This is a genomic window from Salmonella sp. SAL4457, from assembly GCF_046548235.1.
Classification (GTDB): Bacteria; Pseudomonadota; Gammaproteobacteria; order Enterobacterales; family Enterobacteriaceae; genus Salmonella; species Salmonella enterica.
This window is the reverse complement of record NZ_JBGDZO010000001.1, coordinates 749,161-767,472: the sequence shown is the minus strand read 5'-3', so window position 1 is coordinate 767,472 and position 18,312 is coordinate 749,161. Positions and strand designations below refer to the sequence as shown.

Genomic DNA, 18,312 nt, shown 5'->3' with positions numbered 1-18,312 from the left:
AGGAGACATGCTATGTCAGAAAATAAAAATGTGCAAGATACACATATTTCCGAGCAAATGAAGGCTCTTCACGGTGCGTTGATTCGCGTGGTGAGCGCGCTCAACCGGCCTCGTAATGATGAGAAATTAATTGCAGAGGCGGGCATTCAACTCGATCGCGCGCTATTTTCGATCCTTATTAGTATCGAACGTTTAGGGCCGATTGGCGTTGTTGAGTTAGCCGAACGTGCCGGTCGTGATTATACGACGGTAAGCCGACAGGTCGCTAAACTGGAGAAGCTGGGGTTGATAATACGGCAGCATAATGCCATCGATCGTCGTATACGCGAGGCCGTTATCTCCCGTACAGGAAAGGCGATGACGGAGCGTATAGACGCTGCGCGAGAGCAAATGGGCAAAGTTGTTTTTAAAGACTGGCCTCAGGATGAACTTGATGTCTTTGTTCGGTTAATGCAAAAGTTTGCCGATGCAATGGATAGCGATGCTTCAATACCGGAATAAGCAAAAGAAAAGGGCGGTCAAATCCGATCGTCCAGGTTAATATCGGTATCTGACATTGATTAAATAGCCAGCAAAGTAAATATAACAACAACATTTATCGAGTTAATTTTCACCCTTTGAAAGGCCAACGTATACTGCAGAATACGGCTATATAACAATCGCCGTATCAATGGTTTTTCAAAGGGTAAATATATGCTTACCGAAAAATATGATTTTCGCATTACCGATCAGATGACTATCCCCCTCAGACCTCATTGGATAGCCAATGATTCATACAGGGAAAAGTGTAAAATGCTTGTCCTCAACCGGAGTAAAGGGGAAATTCATAAGGTAGACTTTAGTAAAGTAACAGATTATATCAAAGAAGGTGATGTAATCTGTTTTAACGACAGTACTATAATAAACCATATGTTTATCTGTAAAACAAGACGGAATAGGTTAATTAAAATTGTTTTAGAGGGATTTTTACCAAATAATAGAGTAATTATTTCCGGACTTTTAAAAGAAAGGCTTAACGCGAATGATGTTTTCTATTTGGTTGATAACCCTGAAATTTCCATTAAGATAGAGCAAAGGTTTAGCGAGGATAGCCAGTACCGGGCCGTTGTAGAAAATCATGAGGCCTTAATTTGCTATTTAGCCAGTCATGGTGAGCGTCTTGATGAGTATGTGGACTCCAGCTTGTTTTATAAATATCCAGATGCTTACCGTTCCGTTTTTTCTAAAAAGTATGGCTCTTTGGAAATACCTTCTGCCGGCATTCATTTTACCTGGGATCTTATCCAAAGAATCAAAGATAAAGGTGGGTTAATATCCTTCATCACTTTACATGTTGCATCAACAGAAATGTTGTCCAACAGAAAAATACAAACAAAATGTGTAGAGGAAGTGACTATCAACGAAGAATACTACGAGGTTCCGCAAGCAACAGCGGATATCATTAATACTGCGAAGCAAAATGGCGGACGTATTTTTGCCGTAGGAACTACCGTTACACGATGCCTGGAGTCCGCGTATTCGAGGGAGCACAATTGCCTCAAAGCAAGTTCTGGTTGGACTGCGCTTTATATACATCCAGGTTATCAACTGAAAGTGGTTGACTGCCTGCTAACGAACTTACATCAGCCAAAAACGACGCATATGGTGTTAACCGGTCAGTTTGCTGGGGTTGATCTACTCATGAAGGCCTATGCCTCAGAAGATATCCAGTCATGTCAGTTCGATATGTTTGGTGATTGCATGTTAATCATACAGGATGAAGGGCAGGGATGAATAAAATAAAACCGGTACATATAATGCTACCGGTTTTACCGAGAATAAGCATCAGGGGATTCGGGCAATAACCTTTATTTCGAAATCAAAGCTGGCCAGCCAGGTAACGCCAACAGCGGTCCTGTTAGGATAAGGGGGATGGGCAAATATCTCCTGTTTCACCGCCATCACGTCGTTAAGTTGTTGCTCTGGATCGGTATGGAAGGTGGTGACATCCACTATGTCATCGAATGTGCATCCTGCTGCAGTCAGTGTTGCTTTCAGGTTTTCAAAAGCAAGCCTCACTTGTTTTTGAAAATCAGGCTCCGGCGTTCCGTCTGTGTGACTGCCTACCTGGCCTGAAACAAACAGTAAATCACCAGAACGGATGGCTGCGGAATACCCATGTTCCTCATACAGAGAATGGCGGTCAGCAGGAAAAACCGCGATACGTTGCGTCATAATGTTATCCTCAGATAGCGTAAACACTTCGGGCGGGAATAAAATGAATGTCACATACACAACGTAGGCCATAGTTTCATATACGTGGCATATGTCAAGGTGCCGTCACATAAAAGAACTGAGCCTGTTTGTCGTATCGTTTGACGGGAAAGAGAGCATTTTCTGAGTGATTAGCTTCTGTGTCGTGTCATTTTGTAGACGGCATCATTTTCACGCTTTCCAACACCAATGACAGTTACCGTGATAATTTCATCTTCGACGCTGTACACCAGTCTGTATCCTGCACCACGCAGCTTAATTTTGTACTGATCCTTTCTTCCATGTAATTGAGAAGCCGGAACCCGAGGGTTTTCAAGCCGTTCCCGTAACTTTTTTTTAAACTGTTCCTGTATAGTATGTCCCAGCTTTTTCCACTCTTTTAGTGCAGATTCGTTAAATGCCAGCTTATAAGTCATCAATGTTGACCTCAATGACGCGTTCATTCGCACGCTCATCGATAATACGACCGAGTTCTTCATCCTCAAGAATATCCATAAGATGAGCATAAAGTGCCGGAGGCACACAGTAGAAAGCCGGTTCATTACGGTTAAGAATGGCAACTGGAGCGCCATCTCCGGCATTGAAAGTTCCCATTGGGTCACGTTTCAGTTCTGTAATGCTTGCTGCAGTAGTCGTTAAAATTTGAAATGCCATAATTTACCTCCTGGTTGATGACTAAATATAGCACCTTTAATAGTACTAATAAAAGCATCCTTCACGAAGGGGATTCAGCTCCAGCCCGGTCAGTGATGCGGGCAGCTGACGGTTTTTTCAAGGCTAAGTTCAGATGTCCAGAACCTAACTTATGACCACTGAAACCGGCGTCAATAACTCGCCAACCCTTATCAAGCGTGATGTAACAACCGAAGTCAGCCTTGCAGATGGTGATATTATTTTACTTGGTGGCCTTGCTGAACAGTCGGATGGATTATGGACTTTTGCCAAAACATTTTATTGTCATCAGATGATGAACTAGTCCGCACCGGATTGATTACGCTATGTGATAAGCATCTTGAGTGGACTGATTTTCATAATAGCGATAAGCGTTGTTGCTTGACTGGCTATGAAATTCAGCGTCAGGATCTATTACTCTGGCCATTTGAATATCAGGCGGTAAAAAACTGGCGAGCACGTCAAGGGTTAAGTACACCAATGATTGAACATCCATTGATGAATAGCCCGATGACGACAGCGAATTGTCCTGACTTTTCGCAGTGGCAGCGTCCAGAGTGGTTCAATCCGTTAGTTGATTTTTTGGCGCAGCGCAGGCCTGAGCTGGCATTTTTACGACATCTCTTTATTTAAGTGAGCGATTATTGTCCAGTTTTCTCTGGGCCTGGCGCGCAACTCCAAGCACATGACCCAGTCTTTTATTATCAACAATTGCGACGGGGTCCACCTCCGACAGTGGAATAGGGGAGCAGAACGCCATTCAGCCGCAGTTCCTTATGCCCGTCAGGATAATGCCAGACTTCGATATATTTACCGATGGCCCGTCGACTGTGCTCGCTGTCCTCAATCTGTGGATTCAGATTTCACAAACAGCAGGTGCATCAGGCGACTGGTGGCATCGTCAACATAGACCAAAGCAGTACAGGGCCGACCCCGGTTTTCAAACCAGTGGTGGTCGCAGCCATCAATTTGTATCAGCTCGCCAGTACAAGGCCGCCTGTAACGAGGCTGATGAATTTTCGGCGCGCGTTGTCTGCAAGGGATCCAGATTCCGGCTTTTATCATGAGGCGTCGGATAGTTTCCTTGCCAAGAACCAGACCGTGAACTTCCTCCAGATTTTCCAGTGCCAGCGTGGGGCCAAAATCACGGTAGTGCTCCCGGATTATACAGAGTGCCTGATCTATCAGTGAAGTTGGCAACAGACGGTTACCAACGCGGCCACGACTATGGTTGTTCATGCCAAGTGGTCCGAGTTGGCGATAACGTTTCAGCAGCCGGCTGCAATGGCGTGGCGTAATGCTGAGCATCTCAGCAGCCTGACCGGGACGTAAATTGCGGTCGATGACATCCTGCAGGATTTTGAGGCGGTTGGTTTTTTTCACGGTGAACATCCCGGCGTCATGTATAGCCATAGAAAACGCCTCATCAGGAAAATGCGAGTCGTTGTCTAGACATACAGATCTGAGAACTATAGCCTGGACATTCCTATAAATGAGCCACAAATAGACATTAGCATTGAGCCTCTACAATGTTGGTGCGCATAATGTATATTATGTTAAATTAACCAGAACATTTAAAAGACATGTTAAAGCGGCTGGATTCGTGTATGTCAAAAAACTTCTGGCCCATAAGTTTGATCCCTTCCCTTCCCTGCCGTGACGCTGCGCGAATTCTGTTGATTTGCACCCGCTTATCCTGCACACGATTTCACGCAGCACACGCCACGCAGGCATAAAAAAACCGGCCACTGTGACCGGTTCGTCGCGCAGGTTTTTGGCTCAGTGGGTTTTACCCTGGTCCGCTGCTTTTTCTGACTGATGTTCTGCAGCTCTGACAACGGCTATAAACGCTTTGATACCCGGATCCACATCCGGCGACAACATGCGCATTGTTGATTTGGCATTCCTGCCGAACCTCGTCAAAAATCGCAGGATAAGCGAACGTGACTTTAATCAGCGTGCGCAGCATCCCTTTGGCGACTTCCATTTCACCCGCCAGAATTAATTCGTGTATCTCCTGGATAATCTGAACCCGCGGCCCGATGTCCTTTTCGATGTCATACGCGGCCATGTTTTTTACTCCTATAATCAGCACGATATTTTTCGACGGCACCCAGGTCGTTATGATACTGACAATACACTGGAAAATCTGACGGTCGAAGCAGCTACCGGGGAAAAACAGTAGACCAGTTTGCACAGCGTTTGCGTGAACTGGTGGATAGTTCGGGGAATCAGCGGAAGACTCCCTATTCTCAACCATTTCCTCACAGGCTTTTCTGAACAATGTGATTGTTTGAGTAACTTTACGACAATTTCTACAAAAACTGACTTCCGCTACCAGACGGTATACACAGTATGACTATTTCTTTTTATATGCCCCATACAAAAGCGATACGGGTGTTTTTTCTAACATCTGGATTTCATTTTTATGTGCTTTATGTTCACTAAAAATATCTGCCAGACTTTTACCTCCAAAGGCCAGGCCAATTCCCGTTGCTGCTGCTGAAAGTAATGTCAGTTGCGGCATGGCAAGAGAAGCTATACCTAACGTGGCTGTTCCTGCAAAAATTACTCCGGATGAGATCTTTTTTTTCTTTGAATTCTTAATGGCTGATTCATGCGACTTTCCATACTCTTCGACCACATTGATTAAATGTTTTGAAAAATTATCTGCCGCATCTTGCATTTGATCTGGTGTTTTTCCTTGCAAGTCATGCCTTGAGATTCTTAGTTCATGCCTTAAGGATTCCAGTTGACCTCTTTCTCTAATCTTTTTTAATTCCAGATCGGAAAGCGCAGTAAGGAATTTTACTTCCGCGGCTGAAAGGCCCATTGTAATCGCTTGCTCTTCAGAAGAAAGAGGATTTAATTTACCATAATCCTTGACCAACTGCTCCGTAGTCCATTCATGTAAAAACATATGGTTACTATAAATAACCGGATCAATGCCTAATAGTGTTGCCGATAATTGAGTTGATCGTTGTGCATAAATTGCACCTTCAACCTTACCCAGTAAGGTTGCTATAGCTGACGGCAGATCGTAATCCAGAAGATCTACCTCTCTTGTTGTAAAACTCTTTAAATCTGTATCGTAAACCCAGACTTCTTTTTCGATGTTATTGAAATTATTAAGCAATGTTTTTAATAATTCTTTATTTGTTAGGATCTTCTGGAATGTTTCTTCATTTCTCCCAAAGTGCTCAAGAAACGCTAAATAAGTAGCGTAATCCATTTTTCTATCTTTAAAAAAGAGCTGGCTTAGAAAAGCGGCAGATTGTTCATGATTGCGTTCTTTATCAAAATCCAGTAATTCAGGAACGATTAGAAAAATTGGATAATCATCATCAATAGTCATAAACGGGATGGCGCGAAATAGATTAGAAACATGTTCAAGTAATACCAACCTGCGCATGCGGACATAACTATTATCTGGTGGCAATGACAAAAATGAATGCAGAGAGCTAAGAGAAGGAAAATGTAATGGATCAACCATTATGATGCTATCAAAATAAATCCCCAGAGATCTAAGGTGATTAGATATGTTATAACCAAAGCGTTGAATTGGAAGTAATAATCGATAACTTTTAGACGCCCGCACTTCTGTTATAAGCGCCGCGGCGTGAGTATCCCAAAATTTATTTAGCAACACGATTAGGTTTGTAAGTTGATTATCTAACTCGGGAGAGCTAATTAGCTCTTTCAGGATGAATCTACGTAATTCTTTTAGTTCTAAATTTCTGAATGCATATTTATATTTTTCAGAAAAAGCGTTTTCCATCAATAAAACATATTCATTCTGTATGCTTTTTGTAATACTACTCATCATCTATCTCCGAACCACCACGCAACGATTTCCCAGTGTAGTGGTTCTTATCATGTGTATATTGTTAGTCATGTTATCGTAGAAAATTCAGTGGTCAATAACTCATTGAGGTAGCTACTAAAATTTGCAGTTACCAGGATTTAGGATGATTTTAAAAATGTTTATAAATTCAGGCTGCGCCGCAGTGATTGCACTGATTTCTACGTAACATGATAATCAATGGCTTTGATACCCTTTAAACGAACAAATATGAGCTTAACATGGCGACAATAAAGGATGTTGCATCTTTGGCCGGTGTATCAACCGCGACTGTATCACGCGTCATTAACCAGACCGCGTGGGTTGAACCCGTCACGCGCGAACGTGTAGAGAAAGCCATGCGCGATCTCAATTATCGCCGGAATGCCGCCGCTATCGCGCTGGCGAAACGTAGCGGCGATATGCTCGGATTGTTAACCGGCAATCTGGCAGATCCTTTTTTTGCCCGCCTTGCTCGCGGCGTAGAAGATGTTTCTCGTAAGCAGCAGTATCGCTTGATGGTATGTAGCGGCGGCCACGACGAAGAAATGGAAAAAGCGGGACTGGATTTTCTGGTTAATCAAGGTTGTGAGGCTATTGTTGTACACGCCAGCCGATTACCGGATAAAGAGCTGCTGCGCTACGCAGCCCACTTTCCAGCGCTGGTTGTTGTGAATCGTTATATCGCCGGTATGGCCAACCGGTGTATCTGGCTGGAAAATCGCAGCGCCGCCAGGGAAGCGACCCGATATCTCCTGGCGAACGGGCATCGGCGCATTGCCTGTGTGACATCTGACTTGCCAATTATCGATCGTCAGGAACGCCTTGATGGTTACCGTGAAGCGCTGGAAGAATATGGTATTTCTCCAGACCCTCGCTGGGTGATTAGCGTTCCGTTTAACGAAGAAGGCGGCGAGCGGGCCGCGCATCAACTTATTAATAGCGGGCTTCCCCTTACGGCAGCGGTCACGTTTAACGATGTGATGGCCGCTGGCATTATGCGTATTCTTCATCAACGCGGCGTTCAGCTTCCGCAACAGCTCTCTATTGTCGGCTTTGATGATGTGGTGCTGGCCCGGTATCTTTATCCGGCGTTAACAACAATGCATTATCCGGTCGAACAAATGGCGCGTTGTGCCGCGCAACTGGCGATACAGTTATACCAGGGCATTACGCCGCCGCCCAGCAGCAATCATTTCAATGCTGAACTGGTGATCCGCGATTCTGTCGCGCCCTATTTTTCACGATGAATGCGTCGTCAACAGTAAAAACTGTGATGACTATCAAATTAACCCTTCTCATGTAATCGGTTACATGGACGAAAGTAATGGATCACAGTAGTGAGAAGCGTATCCCCCTACCCTTGAGCTACCTTACTGACCGGAGCTCCATTATGAGTGCATCACAAAACAAGAAGAAAACGCTGTCATTGGGTTTAGCGCTAATCCCAGTCATCTCCATGTTGTTATTGTTGATTATCGGTTACGGCATCATGGGGCTACGTATCGAACCGCTCCTTCTGTGCTCTGCGGCGGTAGCGGCAGGCATTGCATGGTGGCAAGGATACTGTTGGGAAGACATCATCAACTCAGTGGTGGATAAGCTGGCTAAAGCAATGCCGGTTATCATGATCCTCATCTGCGTGGGTGGTTTGATTGGCACCTGGATGTTTAGTGGCACCATTCCCTACATGGTGTACTGGGGGCTAAAACTCATAAGCCCGGAATATATTTTGATTGCAGCCTTCTTTTTAACCAGCGTGGTCTCCGTCTGTACCGGTACATCGTGGGGATCCGCCGGGACGGTTGGCGTTGCGTTAATGGGGGTTGCCGCCGGGCTGGACGTGTCTCTTGCAGCAGCAGCTGGCGCCGTCGTTTCTGGCGCTTATTTCGGCGACAAAATCTCACCGTTGTCCGACTCGACTAACTTTGCCGCGATTGTCGCAGACACTACTCTGTTTGAGCATATTCAGCATTTACTTTGGACGACCCTGCCAAGTTTCCTGCTTGCCGCCGTGGTTTATCTTATCGCCGGACACAGTAATATGCTGGGCGAGGTGGCCACGCCGCAGCGCGTTACGGACATCATCCACTCGCTGGAGTCGCTATACCACTTTAATATTGTTCTTATTTTGCCGCCGGTGATCGTACTGTGGGGCGCAATTCGCAAAAAGCCTGTCATCCCATTAATGTTAAGCGCCTGCGTACTTGCCTTGTTCCTTGGCGTCATCATGCAGGGACTGAGCATCAAACAGGGACTGGACGCTTTCATTGATGGATTTGATATCGCCATGTTCCCACAAGGCGCAGAAGGTGTCGTGGCCGATGTTCCACGCCTGCTAAACCGGGGCGGAATGTTCTCGATGATGGGAACGATACTGTTAGTTTTCTGCGCTTTTTCATTTGCCGGAGCGCTAACGTTAACCGGCGCGTTAACGATCATCATTAACCGACTGCTGACCATTATTCATAGCGTTGGTCAACTCATTGCCGCCACTATCGGCACCACAATTTTGGTCACAGGAGCGACCAGCGACGGTAAACTGGCATTGTTAGTTCCCGCCGAACTGTTTAAAGATGCCTATCGTCGTATGGGGCTGGATACTAAAAACCTTTCACGGACGATAGAAGATGCCGGTACCGTTATCGAACCTCTCCTGCCGTGGACCTCGGCTGGCGTCTACATGGCGACCACGCTGGGCGTTAGCACGCTTGATCTTCTGCCCTGGGCTATCCAGTGCTATGCGGCGATCTTCTTCGCATTAATTTATGGTTTTAGCGGAGTTGGTATTGCCAGAACTGCCTCCGCTTCAGAAAAGTCGCCGCAAACGTCAGTGACGAAATAATAAGGAAACAAGATGGATTTTAACCAGATTATCAATCGCAACAATACTGGTTCGGTAAAGTGGGATTTTATTGAGCGTCACTTTGGCGACGGCGCTGGGAAACTGCTGCCGATGTGGGTTTCTGATTTCGATTTTGCCTGCCCGCCTGAGGTTCAGGCGGCATTGCATCAGCGAATCGAGCACGGCGTATTTGGCTATAGCGATCGTGATGAAGCCTATTTTAACGCCCTGCTTCACTGGTTTTCGTCACGCCACCAGCTCACGTTAAAACAGGAATGGGTATGCAGCGTGGAAGGCGTCGTACCAGGGTTGGCACTCTTGGTGCAAATGTTGACGCATCCAGGCGACGGCGTAGTGGTTCAGGGGCCATACTATGGCTCCTTCGCCAAAATAATCACGCTTAATGGTAGAAAACTGCTGGAGAATCCCCTTAGCGAGTCGCCGGATGAAGGCTACCAGATGGATTTTTGTCAACTGGAAAGGCTGTTTCGCCATGAGCGCCCTCCGCTGATGATTTTGTGTAATCCACATAATCCAACCGGGCGTTGCTGGTCGGCCAACGAGCTGGAGCAACTGCTTTTATTATGTGAAGCTTATGATGTCACTCTCATCTCGGATGAAATATGGGCCGATCTATTGCTGCCCGGCGAAACCTTTACCTCGGTACTGCATTTAGGGGAGCGCTGGCATAAACGGGTCATCTCCGCCACTGCGGCCAGCAAAACGTTTGGCTTATCGTCGTTGCGAATTTCTAATTTTCTCATTCCCGATCCTACGCTTCGCCAGCGATTCCTGTCTCGTCTGGACGCTCATGGGCTGGACGTCTTTAACGCCCTCTCCGTTCAGGCGGCGACTACCGCATGGAATGAAAGCAGACAGTGGCTGGATTCGCTACTGGATTACCTGGCGGAAAACCGCCGCTGGTTTGTTGAACAGGCGACAGAGCACCTTCCCTGGGCAAGAATTGTCCCGGCGCAGGGAACCTATTTATTATGGATGGATTGTAAAAAACTGGGACTGGATGACGAACAGCTAAAATGGGTAATGGCGGATGTCGCGGGTATTGCTCCTTCAATGGGCAGCGGCTTTGGCCCGGCGGGCAGCGGATTTATCCGTTTAAATCTGGGATGTCCACGTACCTACCTTGAAATGGCAATAGACGGCCTGAAGCGAATATCGGTGAAGACAATCAAAGGAATACCAACAGGCGGATGAATTTTTCGGGCGGTAAACTGACAACGGTGTTATTTCTGCGGCATGATATCGCCTGAGCGCCAGTAAAAAACCGGCCATCAAGGCCGGTTGGGTCCGGAGCGCGGTTTTACTATCAGGGGCGTCTGAATAATACGATGCTGCGCCCGGCCAGATCGAAATCCATTTCTTCGGTAATCCGCATTCCCTGCTGCGCGTTATCGGCAGTCGTCAGTTCAAGTACCCAGCCGCCTTCTCCCCACATCGGAATACGGAACGGTACGCTGCCTTCAAACGGATTGAAAAGCAGTAAGGCGTCATGCCAGATCTCCGCTTCTGGCTGAAGATCGGGTCGACTAATGCATACGCCTATCGTCGATCCCTCATCCCATTGTTCGGATTGCTGCGCCCCTCCGCCGGCGTTAAACCAGCGGATCTCCAGACCGTCACGCCAGCTCTCCCGGCGCAGCAACGGTTGCGTGGCGCGCAGTTGAATCAGATGACGGGTAAACTCCCGTAGCGCATTGGCGGTTTCCGGCAAATTATCCCAGTGGACCCACGATATTTCACTGTCCTGACAGTAGCCGTTATTATTGCCCATCTGACTGCGGCCAAACTCATCGCCCGCTAATAACATCGGCGTGCCGTGCGAGAAAAGCAAGGTGGTCAGGAAATTGCGTTTCTGTTGCTCGCGTATCGCATTGATGCCTTCGTCGTCGGTTGGCCCTTCTGCGCCATAATTACAGGAGCGGTTATCATTATGCCCATCATTATTATCTTCGCCATTGGCTTCATTATGCTTGTCGTTATAAGACACCAGATCGTTCAGCGTGAAGCCGTCATGGGCAGTAATAAAGTTAACGCTTGACCAGGGGCGACGGCCGCGCAAATCATAGAGATCGCCGGAACCCAGCAGGCGTGCGGCGAAATCATTTGTGACGTTGTCACCTTTCCAGTATTCGCGCACCGTATCGCGGTATTTATCATTCCATTCGCCCCACCCTGGTGGAAAGCCGCCAACCTGATAGCCGCCCGGTCCGATATCCCAGGGTTCGCCAATCAGTTTCAGTTTTGCCAGCACCGGGTCTTGCGTTACCGCATCAAAAAAACCGCCTCTCTGATCAAAGCCTTCCGGCTCACGACCAAGAATGGTGCCCAAATCAAAACGAAAGCCATCGACATGCATTGACTCCGCCCAATAGCGAAGGGAATCCATCACCATTTGCAGTACCCGTGGATGAGAGGTATTGACGGTATTACCTGTCCCTGTATCGTTAATGTAATAGCGATGCTGATCGGGCATGGTGCGATAGTAAGAGAAGTTATCGATACCTTTAAATGACAGCGTGGGACCAAGTTCATTCCCTTCTGCCGTATGGTTATAGACCACATCCAGTATCACTTCGACGCCGGCATCATGGAAAGCGCGCACCATATCGCGGAATCCCTGAATACCTTTTGGACCATAGTAGCGCGTCGCCGGCGCAAAAAAGCCCAGCGAGTTGTATCCCCAGAAATTTTTCAGTCCTTTATCGAGCAGATGCTGATCGTCCGGGAACCAGTGAACGGGTAAAAGCTCGACGGAGGTAATCCCCAGGCTTTTAATGTAATCCACGCTGGCTTTATGCCCCATGCCTTCAAACGTACCGCGTAGAGGCTCAGGGATCGCGGAATTAAGCTGGGTAAAGCCTTTTACATGCGTTTCATAAATAATGGCGTTCGACCACGGTATGGAAGGCCGTTGTCTATCCTCCCAGTTAGCCTCATCCGGATCAATCACCCGGCATTTAGGCGTAAATGGCGCGCTATCCTGGTCATCAAAGGTCAAATCTTTATCGTCATGAAGTAATTGATACGCGAAATGCGCATCGTTCCACTGAATATCGCCCACCAGCTCACGGGCATAAGGGTCAATAAGCAGCTTGTTGGGGTTAAAACGATGACCATTTTCCGGGTCATAAGGACCGTAAACGCGGTACCCATACAGCGCGCCGGGCTGCAACTTCGGGACATAGCCGTGCCATATTTCGTCGGTATATTCCGGTAACTCCAGACGAGCGATTTCATGCTCCCCGCTCGGATCGTAAAGGCAAAGCTCGACGCGTTCCGCATGGGCGGAAAAAATAGCGAAATTCACGCCTTCGCCGTCATAATTCGCGCCAAGCGTATGGCTGTATCCTGATCTGATTTCAAAAGCCCTGTTTGTTGTCATTCTCTTTCTCCACCCACGGTAAACGTTGTCCTGTCACGGCACATCAACACATAAACTCAGTCGCTCATTAAAACCAGTACGCCGCCCTGGTGTGAGGCCAACGACAGGCGTTCACCAGGCATTAACCTCTCCTGGGTAAGCACATTGCGATAACGATGCTGATTAAGCTGTCCGGGTATAATAATGTCGGTTCCTGACCAGAAACCGCTATGCGATTGTGACAATAAGCCGTCAAATTCGGCGAACACCAGTCGGGGCGCAACAACAATCAGCGCATCATCATGATTGACTCTGGCGTAAGCGATGACCTTGTCGGCACGCTGACCAACAGCCCGCAGCGGTATATAGTCGCCAAAACGGAAGAGCTCATGATTCTGCTGACGCAAACGCAGTAATGCAGCGGTGACATACTGATTCACCTGCCCGTTCAGCCAACTCTCTTCGCGCGAGAAAACTCCCGGCGTCAGTTGGTCTAACTGCTGCGCCAGCGTGGCGAAATCCGGTTCGCGGCGGTTGTCGGGATCGACAAGACTAAAATTTAACGCCTCGCTCCCCTGATAGATATCAGGTACCCCCGGCGCGGTTAACTTGATAACGGTCTGCGTCAGGCTGTTAACCAGCCCTGCGCGGATGAAGGGTTGCAAGGAACGATAAAAATCCTGCAAAAATGTCTGATTATCCGGCGCCAGTAAATGACGGGCGTAATCAAGCATTGCCGTTTCGTAAGCCTCATTACTGTCCACCCAATCGGTACGTAGCTTCGCTTCGCGTAGCGCTTTCTCCACAAAGGCTTCAAAGCGTATTTTCAGCGCGTTTAAACCTGTTTCGTCCTGTGGTTGTAGCATCGGGGGCCAGACGCCGGTCAGCGCCTGATATAACATCCACGTATCCGCCGATTTTGGCGCAGTGCCATCATTCAAAAATTTGACATGGATCTGGTTCATCTGCCGCCAGCGGGCAAGGCATTCGCTCCACTGTTCCGGCGCTTCGGTAAGCGTATACAGGCGTGCTCGCGCATCCTCGCCTCGCTTGGTATCGTGGGTCGACGTACCGGATAACGCATCAGGCTGTCGCGCCTGTCGGGTTTTCATCTCATGGTGAAAGCGTTCGATGGAGAAGTGATGCGTGACGGGCTCGGCGCCGACTTCATTTAACGCCAGTCCCATGTTTTGACGAAAGAAAAGCGTATCCTCTACCGATTTCGCCATCAGCGGACCGGTGAGTTGCTGGAACCGAACGCGAAACTGTGTCGCCTCCTCCTGGCTGGAGGCGGGAACATCGCCGGTAAGAAGACGGCTCAGAAATGTAAGCGCTTCTGGCTGCGGAGGGTTTTCAAGCGTCTTTACCCGTTCCACAATACGGTGTAACAGGCAAATATCGGTCGGCGGTAGCCCTTCTGCCGTGCCGTAAGTGCGATATACGGGAAAGGCAATTAATAACTCGCGTAACGCCTGCCGAACGACGCTCTCTTCCTGTGCGATCTGTAGCTCGCTGGCAATCGACAGCGCAAGCGCGAGCAGCCGGGTAAATTCCCCCTCGAAATTGCGATCGACCATCAGCAATTTAGCCGCCCGTAATTCCGCCCGCATATCCACTGGCGCGCCTTTAACGGTCTCGTAAGCCTGGCGCAGATTGTCTATCTGCTCATCGTCAACCAGCACCTCCGCCAGAGAGGCGATAAATTCATAGCCTGTGGTGCCGGAAACCGGCCAGTCATCAGGAAGTTGCTCGCCTTTAGCGAGAATTTTTTCCACGGTGATATAGCACGCCGGCCCCACTTCCTGACGTAAACGCGCAAGATAGGCTTTCGGATCGGCAAGGCCGTCGATATGATCGATACGTAAACCGTCAACCGCCCCTGTTCTGACCAGCTCCAGAATCAGCCGATGTGTATCGTCGAAGACGGTTTTATCTTCCACCCGCATTCCTACCAGCCCTGTGACCTCAAAGAAACGCCGATATGAAAGCGAGCGAGCGGCATCGCGCCAGGACATTAACTTCCACGGCTGGCGCTCATGCAAATCAGCAATAGCGGCTTTATCGGTAAGCGCCAGTATTTCGGACTCGCGACCCTGCCACGTCGCCGGCGCAAGCGGATAATAGTTATCATAATAGGCGAACGTGGGTTTACCCGTAGCGGGATCGGGCTTGATCGCAATTTCTCCGTTTTCCAGCACGACGTCAAACGTGTCGCCTAAAAAAGGCAGCGTCAGTCGGCGCGACCAGTCAATATCGAAATGGCGCGCGTAACGGCTCTCCTTGCCATATTCAAGCACGTCGCGCCACCAGGCGTTTTCCAGCGAGCTGGCCATGTGATTAGGCACAATATCGATGATCAATCCCAGACCTTGTGCTTTAAGTTCAACCACCAGTCTTTCAAATCCTTCGCGCCCGCCAATAGAAGGCTCAATCTCATTCGCATCGGTGACATCATAACCATGCGTTGACGCTTTGGTGGCGGTAAAGATGGGTGAGGCATAAAGATGGCTGATACCCAGATTTTTAAGGTAAGGCACCAGCGCCGCAGCGCGATCGAAGGTCATGCCATTGCGAAACTGAAAACGATACGTTGCAGTTGGGATCATGATGCAGACTCTCCCTGGGCTAAGCGGACAATAAGAGAATGTTGGGAAAGCGACCCGGTGGATTCATTCGGCCAGGCGAAGAGAGTCTTACCCGGTAAATCGGGCAGCAATACCGTCGTGGCGCTAATATTCAGCGCCAGTGACAGTGTTCCTCCCGGAAAACGCCAGCTAACGGCAATAAACCCGGGCGCGGTTTGCAATACCGTTCTTGAGCTCTCACGGGCAGCGGACAACAGCGGCACGATATGCTTCTGGCGCAAAAGCAGTAGTTCGCGGGTAAATGCCAGCCACGCTTTACCCTCTTCACTGTGCTGTTGCTTCCAGTTAAGTTTTGAGCGTTGAAAGGTCTCTGGCGCATTCGGGTCCGGAACATTTTCCCCTGCATGATCGGCAAACTCTTTTGCGCGACCTTCACGAACGGCGCGGGCTAAATCCCCATGGAAATCGGTAAAAAAAAGAAAAGGACGGCTTTCGCCATACTCTTCGCCCATAAAAAGCAGCGGAATATGCGGTGAAAGCAGCAACGTGGCGAGCAATACTTTTGTTCGTTCAGCGCCCGCCAGGGTTATCAGTCTGTCGCCCTGGGCGCGGTTACCGACCTGATCGTGATTCTGAATAAAATCCACAAAGGCGACCGGAGGTTGTCCGGTACTTTTTACGCCGCGAGGTTCGCCGGTTTGGGGGGAAATTTCTCCCTGATAAGCGAATCCTTCGGCCAGCGCTCTCGCGAGGTGTTTTTCCGGGGTATCAGCAAAATCGTTGTAGTAGGCCTGGGTCTCTCCGGTCGCAAAAACGTGGACGGCATTATGAAAATCGTCATTCCATTCGGCGGTAAACAGCGGCGCATTGCCATCCTGATCTCGGGGATGCAGAGAAATAATATTGCGGCTATCTTCGGTAGTCAGATGAATGGGCCTGTCGGTAATGTCTTCCCGAATACGTTGTGCGATTTCAACCAGCACATGCCTGGCGCTACTGTCCTCAATCTGATCGATAGCGTCAAAGCGTAAGCCGTCGAGATGGTATTCTGTCAGCCAGTATAACGGTGCCTCGATGATATAGCGCCGCACGGCGTCGACATCATAGGCGATACCATTTCCCCACGGCGTCATGCGCTCTTTGTGGAAAAACGCCGGCGCCAATAGCGGTAAATAATTTCCCTCCGGGCCGAAATGGTTCAGCACAATATCCAGGACGACGGAAAGACCATACCCGTGCGCGGCGTCAATAAACGCTTTGAAATCATCCGGCGTCCCATAGGCTGAATGCGGCGCGTAAAGCAGTACGCCGTCATAGCCCCAGCCGCGCTCGCCGCCAAATTGCGCAACGGGCATCACTTCAATAACGGTAACGCCGAGTTCAGCGAGATAAGGCAGCTTCGCTATTGCGGCGCGGAAGGTGCCTTCCGGAGTGAACGTGCCTGTATGCATCTCGTACACCACGGCCTGCTCCCAACGGCTACCTTTCCACCCGGTGTTGCGCCACGCGTAGCTGCCTGGATCAACCACATATGACGGACCGTTGACGTCAGTTTTTTGGGCGCGGGAAGCCGGATCGGGGACCACCATGCCATCGTTGAGTACAAAGTTATACTCCGTACCTGGCGTCACCCCGGAGACGTCCAGCGTAAACCAGCCGTCACCGCTCACCTGCATTTCCTGGTCTTTACCCGCAAGCCTGAGCATAACCTTTTGCTGACCGGTGGCCCAAAGACGAAAGCGGACGACATCAGCGGCGATATATTCAGCCCCCCAGCTTTTGCAAAAAATTTTTGAACTCATTTGTCGCTCCGTTTAACCCATAACCTCTACAGCATCCGAAAAACAAGCATAGACTATGGGGCTAATTTTTACGTGACACTGTCACTTAACAGGCATTCTTTTTCGTATCTGCGTGTAAAACCGTGGAATTACTGTCGGGATTGCTCAGATGTACCGAAGTGCGCGGTATCGCCTCGCCCGTGTTCGCCAGAGCCCTGAACACGCTGTAGCTGGATAACCTCCCCCCGCTCCCAGGCGTTAGCCCCCTTGATAACGGGATGTTCAGGCAGATCCTGCCGCTCGCGTTTAATGGCCTGGGTATCAATTCCCAGACGGCGATCCCGATCGGCCAGCAGCGTGGGGTCAAGCTGCCCGTCGCCAGTAAAGCCCATCATCAGCGCAGGGATACCCATTGGCAGGGTTTTATCCCGGTCGGTATGCCAGGTGTGCCAGGTCTTGCCATAAGTATTAACAATCTTACTCATCAACGCTTTATCAGCGACCAGCGGTAAGCCAGGCGCCACCAGGCTACCGGATTTCACCTCGTACTGGTGGCTGTGCCACAGTTTTTTCTCCTCGGGAGGAAGCGTTTTAAATAAACGTTCGCTGATAATGTACTCCACCCCCATCAGGCGCGCGTTTTTCGTATTGCCGTCGTAAATCACCGCCTGCATGACATCTTCGTTCAGGACGGTAACGTAATGGTGCGCTTCCATCTGTCCGTTTTTATCACCGCTATAAAAATGGAACCCGTCAAGGTAGGTACTGATGGCATCGACAGGTGGTCTGGATTGAATAGCCGCTGCGCCTGTTTCCAGGGTACGTAATTTGGCAGATGTTTTTTCCCCGGGAATAGGCGTTTGCGGCGGCGTATTATTGGCGCCGCATCCGGCCAGAAAAGGAATGATAAAGAGTGCCAGCGGTAAAATTTTCATTAGGTCTCCATATAGTGA

At 49.0% G+C, this 18,312-nt stretch carries 15 protein-coding genes and 2 pseudogenes; 7 read left to right on the top strand and 10 right to left on the bottom strand.

Translation table 11 applies throughout. The features are described 5' to 3' along the window. Positions 1-12 precede the first annotated feature (12 nt). Entirely contained in the window at positions 13-501 is a 489-nt protein-coding gene (locus tag ACLJNW_RS03955; RefSeq protein ID WP_023194239.1) for a MarR family winged helix-turn-helix transcriptional regulator, read from the top strand. 192 nt (positions 502-693) lie between these two features. Beyond that, positions 694-1,773 carry an S-adenosylmethionine:tRNA ribosyltransferase-isomerase gene (locus ACLJNW_RS03950; protein WP_023194238.1) on the top strand — a complete coding sequence of 360 codons (1,080 nt, stop codon included), beginning with the start codon at positions 694-696 and terminating at the stop codon, positions 1,771-1,773. 51 nt (positions 1,774-1,824) lie between these two features. Here the strand turns inward: ACLJNW_RS03950 and ACLJNW_RS03945 are convergent, their stop codons facing one another. The 3 genes from ACLJNW_RS03945 to ACLJNW_RS03935 all read right to left on the bottom strand — a co-directional run bounded on the left by ACLJNW_RS03945 (position 1,825) and on the right by ACLJNW_RS03935 (position 2,907). Further along, entirely contained in the window at positions 1,825-2,214 is a 390-nt protein-coding gene (locus ACLJNW_RS03945; protein WP_024154593.1) for a RidA family protein, read from the bottom strand. Between the two features lie 170 nt (positions 2,215-2,384). After that, entirely contained in the window at positions 2,385-2,669 is a 285-nt protein-coding gene (locus ACLJNW_RS03940; RefSeq protein WP_000221343.1) for a type II toxin-antitoxin system RelE family toxin, read from the bottom strand. Further along, complete coding sequence (locus tag ACLJNW_RS03935) at positions 2,659-2,907, bottom strand: type II toxin-antitoxin system Phd/YefM family antitoxin (protein WP_000885424.1); 249 nt, start codon at positions 2,905-2,907, stop codon at positions 2,659-2,661. Before ACLJNW_RS03935 ends, ACLJNW_RS03940 begins: the two co-directional genes overlap by 11 nt. Before the next feature lie 151 nt (positions 2,908-3,058). On the opposite strand from ACLJNW_RS03935, the gene ACLJNW_RS03930 reads away from it, so the two are divergent. Both ACLJNW_RS03930 and ACLJNW_RS03925 read left to right on the top strand, forming a co-directional pair. Next, the gene (locus tag ACLJNW_RS03930) at positions 3,059-3,229 is read left to right on the top strand and encodes a putative phage secreted protein (protein WP_023204399.1); all 171 of its coding nucleotides are present in this window, start codon (positions 3,059-3,061) and stop codon (positions 3,227-3,229) included. Continuing rightward, positions 3,184-3,558 (top strand): annotated as a pseudogene (locus ACLJNW_RS03925) (hypothetical protein); the annotation flags it as partial. The gene ACLJNW_RS03930 and the pseudogene ACLJNW_RS03925, both read left to right, overlap by 46 nt. A gap of 1 nt (position 3,559) precedes the next feature. On the opposite strand, the pseudogene ACLJNW_RS03920 reads toward ACLJNW_RS03925, so the two are convergent. The 3 genes and pseudogenes from ACLJNW_RS03920 to ACLJNW_RS03910 form a co-directional block, all read right to left on the bottom strand. Next, positions 3,560-4,338 (bottom strand): annotated as a pseudogene (locus ACLJNW_RS03920) (helix-turn-helix domain-containing protein); the annotation flags it as partial. A gap of 376 nt (positions 4,339-4,714) precedes the next feature. Next, complete coding sequence (locus tag ACLJNW_RS03915; RefSeq protein WP_001580000.1) at positions 4,715-4,996, bottom strand: hypothetical protein; 282 nt, start codon at positions 4,994-4,996, stop codon at positions 4,715-4,717. Between the two features lie 288 nt (positions 4,997-5,284). Next, positions 5,285-6,751 carry a coiled-coil protein gene (locus ACLJNW_RS03910; RefSeq protein WP_024154595.1) on the bottom strand — a complete coding sequence of 489 codons (1,467 nt, stop codon included), beginning with the start codon at positions 6,749-6,751 and terminating at the stop codon, positions 5,285-5,287. Between the two features lie 257 nt (positions 6,752-7,008). Here ACLJNW_RS03910 and ACLJNW_RS03905 point away from each other — a divergent pair, with 257 nt between their 5' ends. The 3 genes from ACLJNW_RS03905 to ACLJNW_RS03895 all read left to right on the top strand — a co-directional run bounded on the left by ACLJNW_RS03905 (position 7,009) and on the right by ACLJNW_RS03895 (position 10,826). Further along, a complete protein-coding gene (locus ACLJNW_RS03905) occupies positions 7,009-8,016 on the top strand; it encodes a LacI family DNA-binding transcriptional regulator (RefSeq protein ID WP_000201074.1) in 1,008 nt (335 codons plus the stop codon). Positions 8,017-8,159: 143 nt separating this feature from the next. Further along, positions 8,160-9,611, top strand: coding sequence for a Na+/H+ antiporter NhaC (nhaC, locus tag ACLJNW_RS03900; RefSeq protein ID WP_017441347.1), 1,452 nt, complete (start codon positions 8,160-8,162; stop codon positions 9,609-9,611). A 12-nt stretch (positions 9,612-9,623) separates the two neighbouring features. Continuing rightward, positions 9,624-10,826: a MalY/PatB family protein gene (locus ACLJNW_RS03895; RefSeq protein ID WP_000347149.1), complete on the top strand. Its 1,203-nt coding sequence runs from the start codon at positions 9,624-9,626 to the stop codon at positions 10,824-10,826. 112 nt (positions 10,827-10,938) lie between these two features. Here ACLJNW_RS03895 and glgX read toward each other — a convergent pair whose 3' ends face one another. From glgX to ACLJNW_RS03875, 4 genes are all read right to left on the bottom strand, one after another. Next, positions 10,939-13,014, bottom strand: coding sequence for a glycogen debranching protein GlgX (gene glgX / locus ACLJNW_RS03890; RefSeq protein WP_023204403.1), 2,076 nt, complete (start codon positions 13,012-13,014; stop codon positions 10,939-10,941). 56 nt (positions 13,015-13,070) lie between these two features. Beyond that, a complete protein-coding gene (gene treY, locus ACLJNW_RS03885) occupies positions 13,071-15,599 on the bottom strand; it encodes a malto-oligosyltrehalose synthase (RefSeq protein ID WP_024154596.1) in 2,529 nt (842 codons plus the stop codon). Beyond that, positions 15,596-17,380: a malto-oligosyltrehalose trehalohydrolase gene (gene treZ, locus ACLJNW_RS03880; protein WP_024154597.1), complete on the bottom strand. Its 1,785-nt coding sequence runs from the start codon at positions 17,378-17,380 to the stop codon at positions 15,596-15,598. Before treZ ends, treY begins: the two co-directional genes overlap by 4 nt. Positions 17,381-17,508: 128 nt before the next feature. Further along, on the bottom strand, positions 17,509-18,294 hold the full coding sequence (locus tag ACLJNW_RS03875; protein WP_023204406.1) for an OBAP family protein: 786 nt from the start codon (positions 18,292-18,294) through the stop codon (positions 17,509-17,511). Positions 18,295-18,312 lie beyond the last annotated feature (18 nt).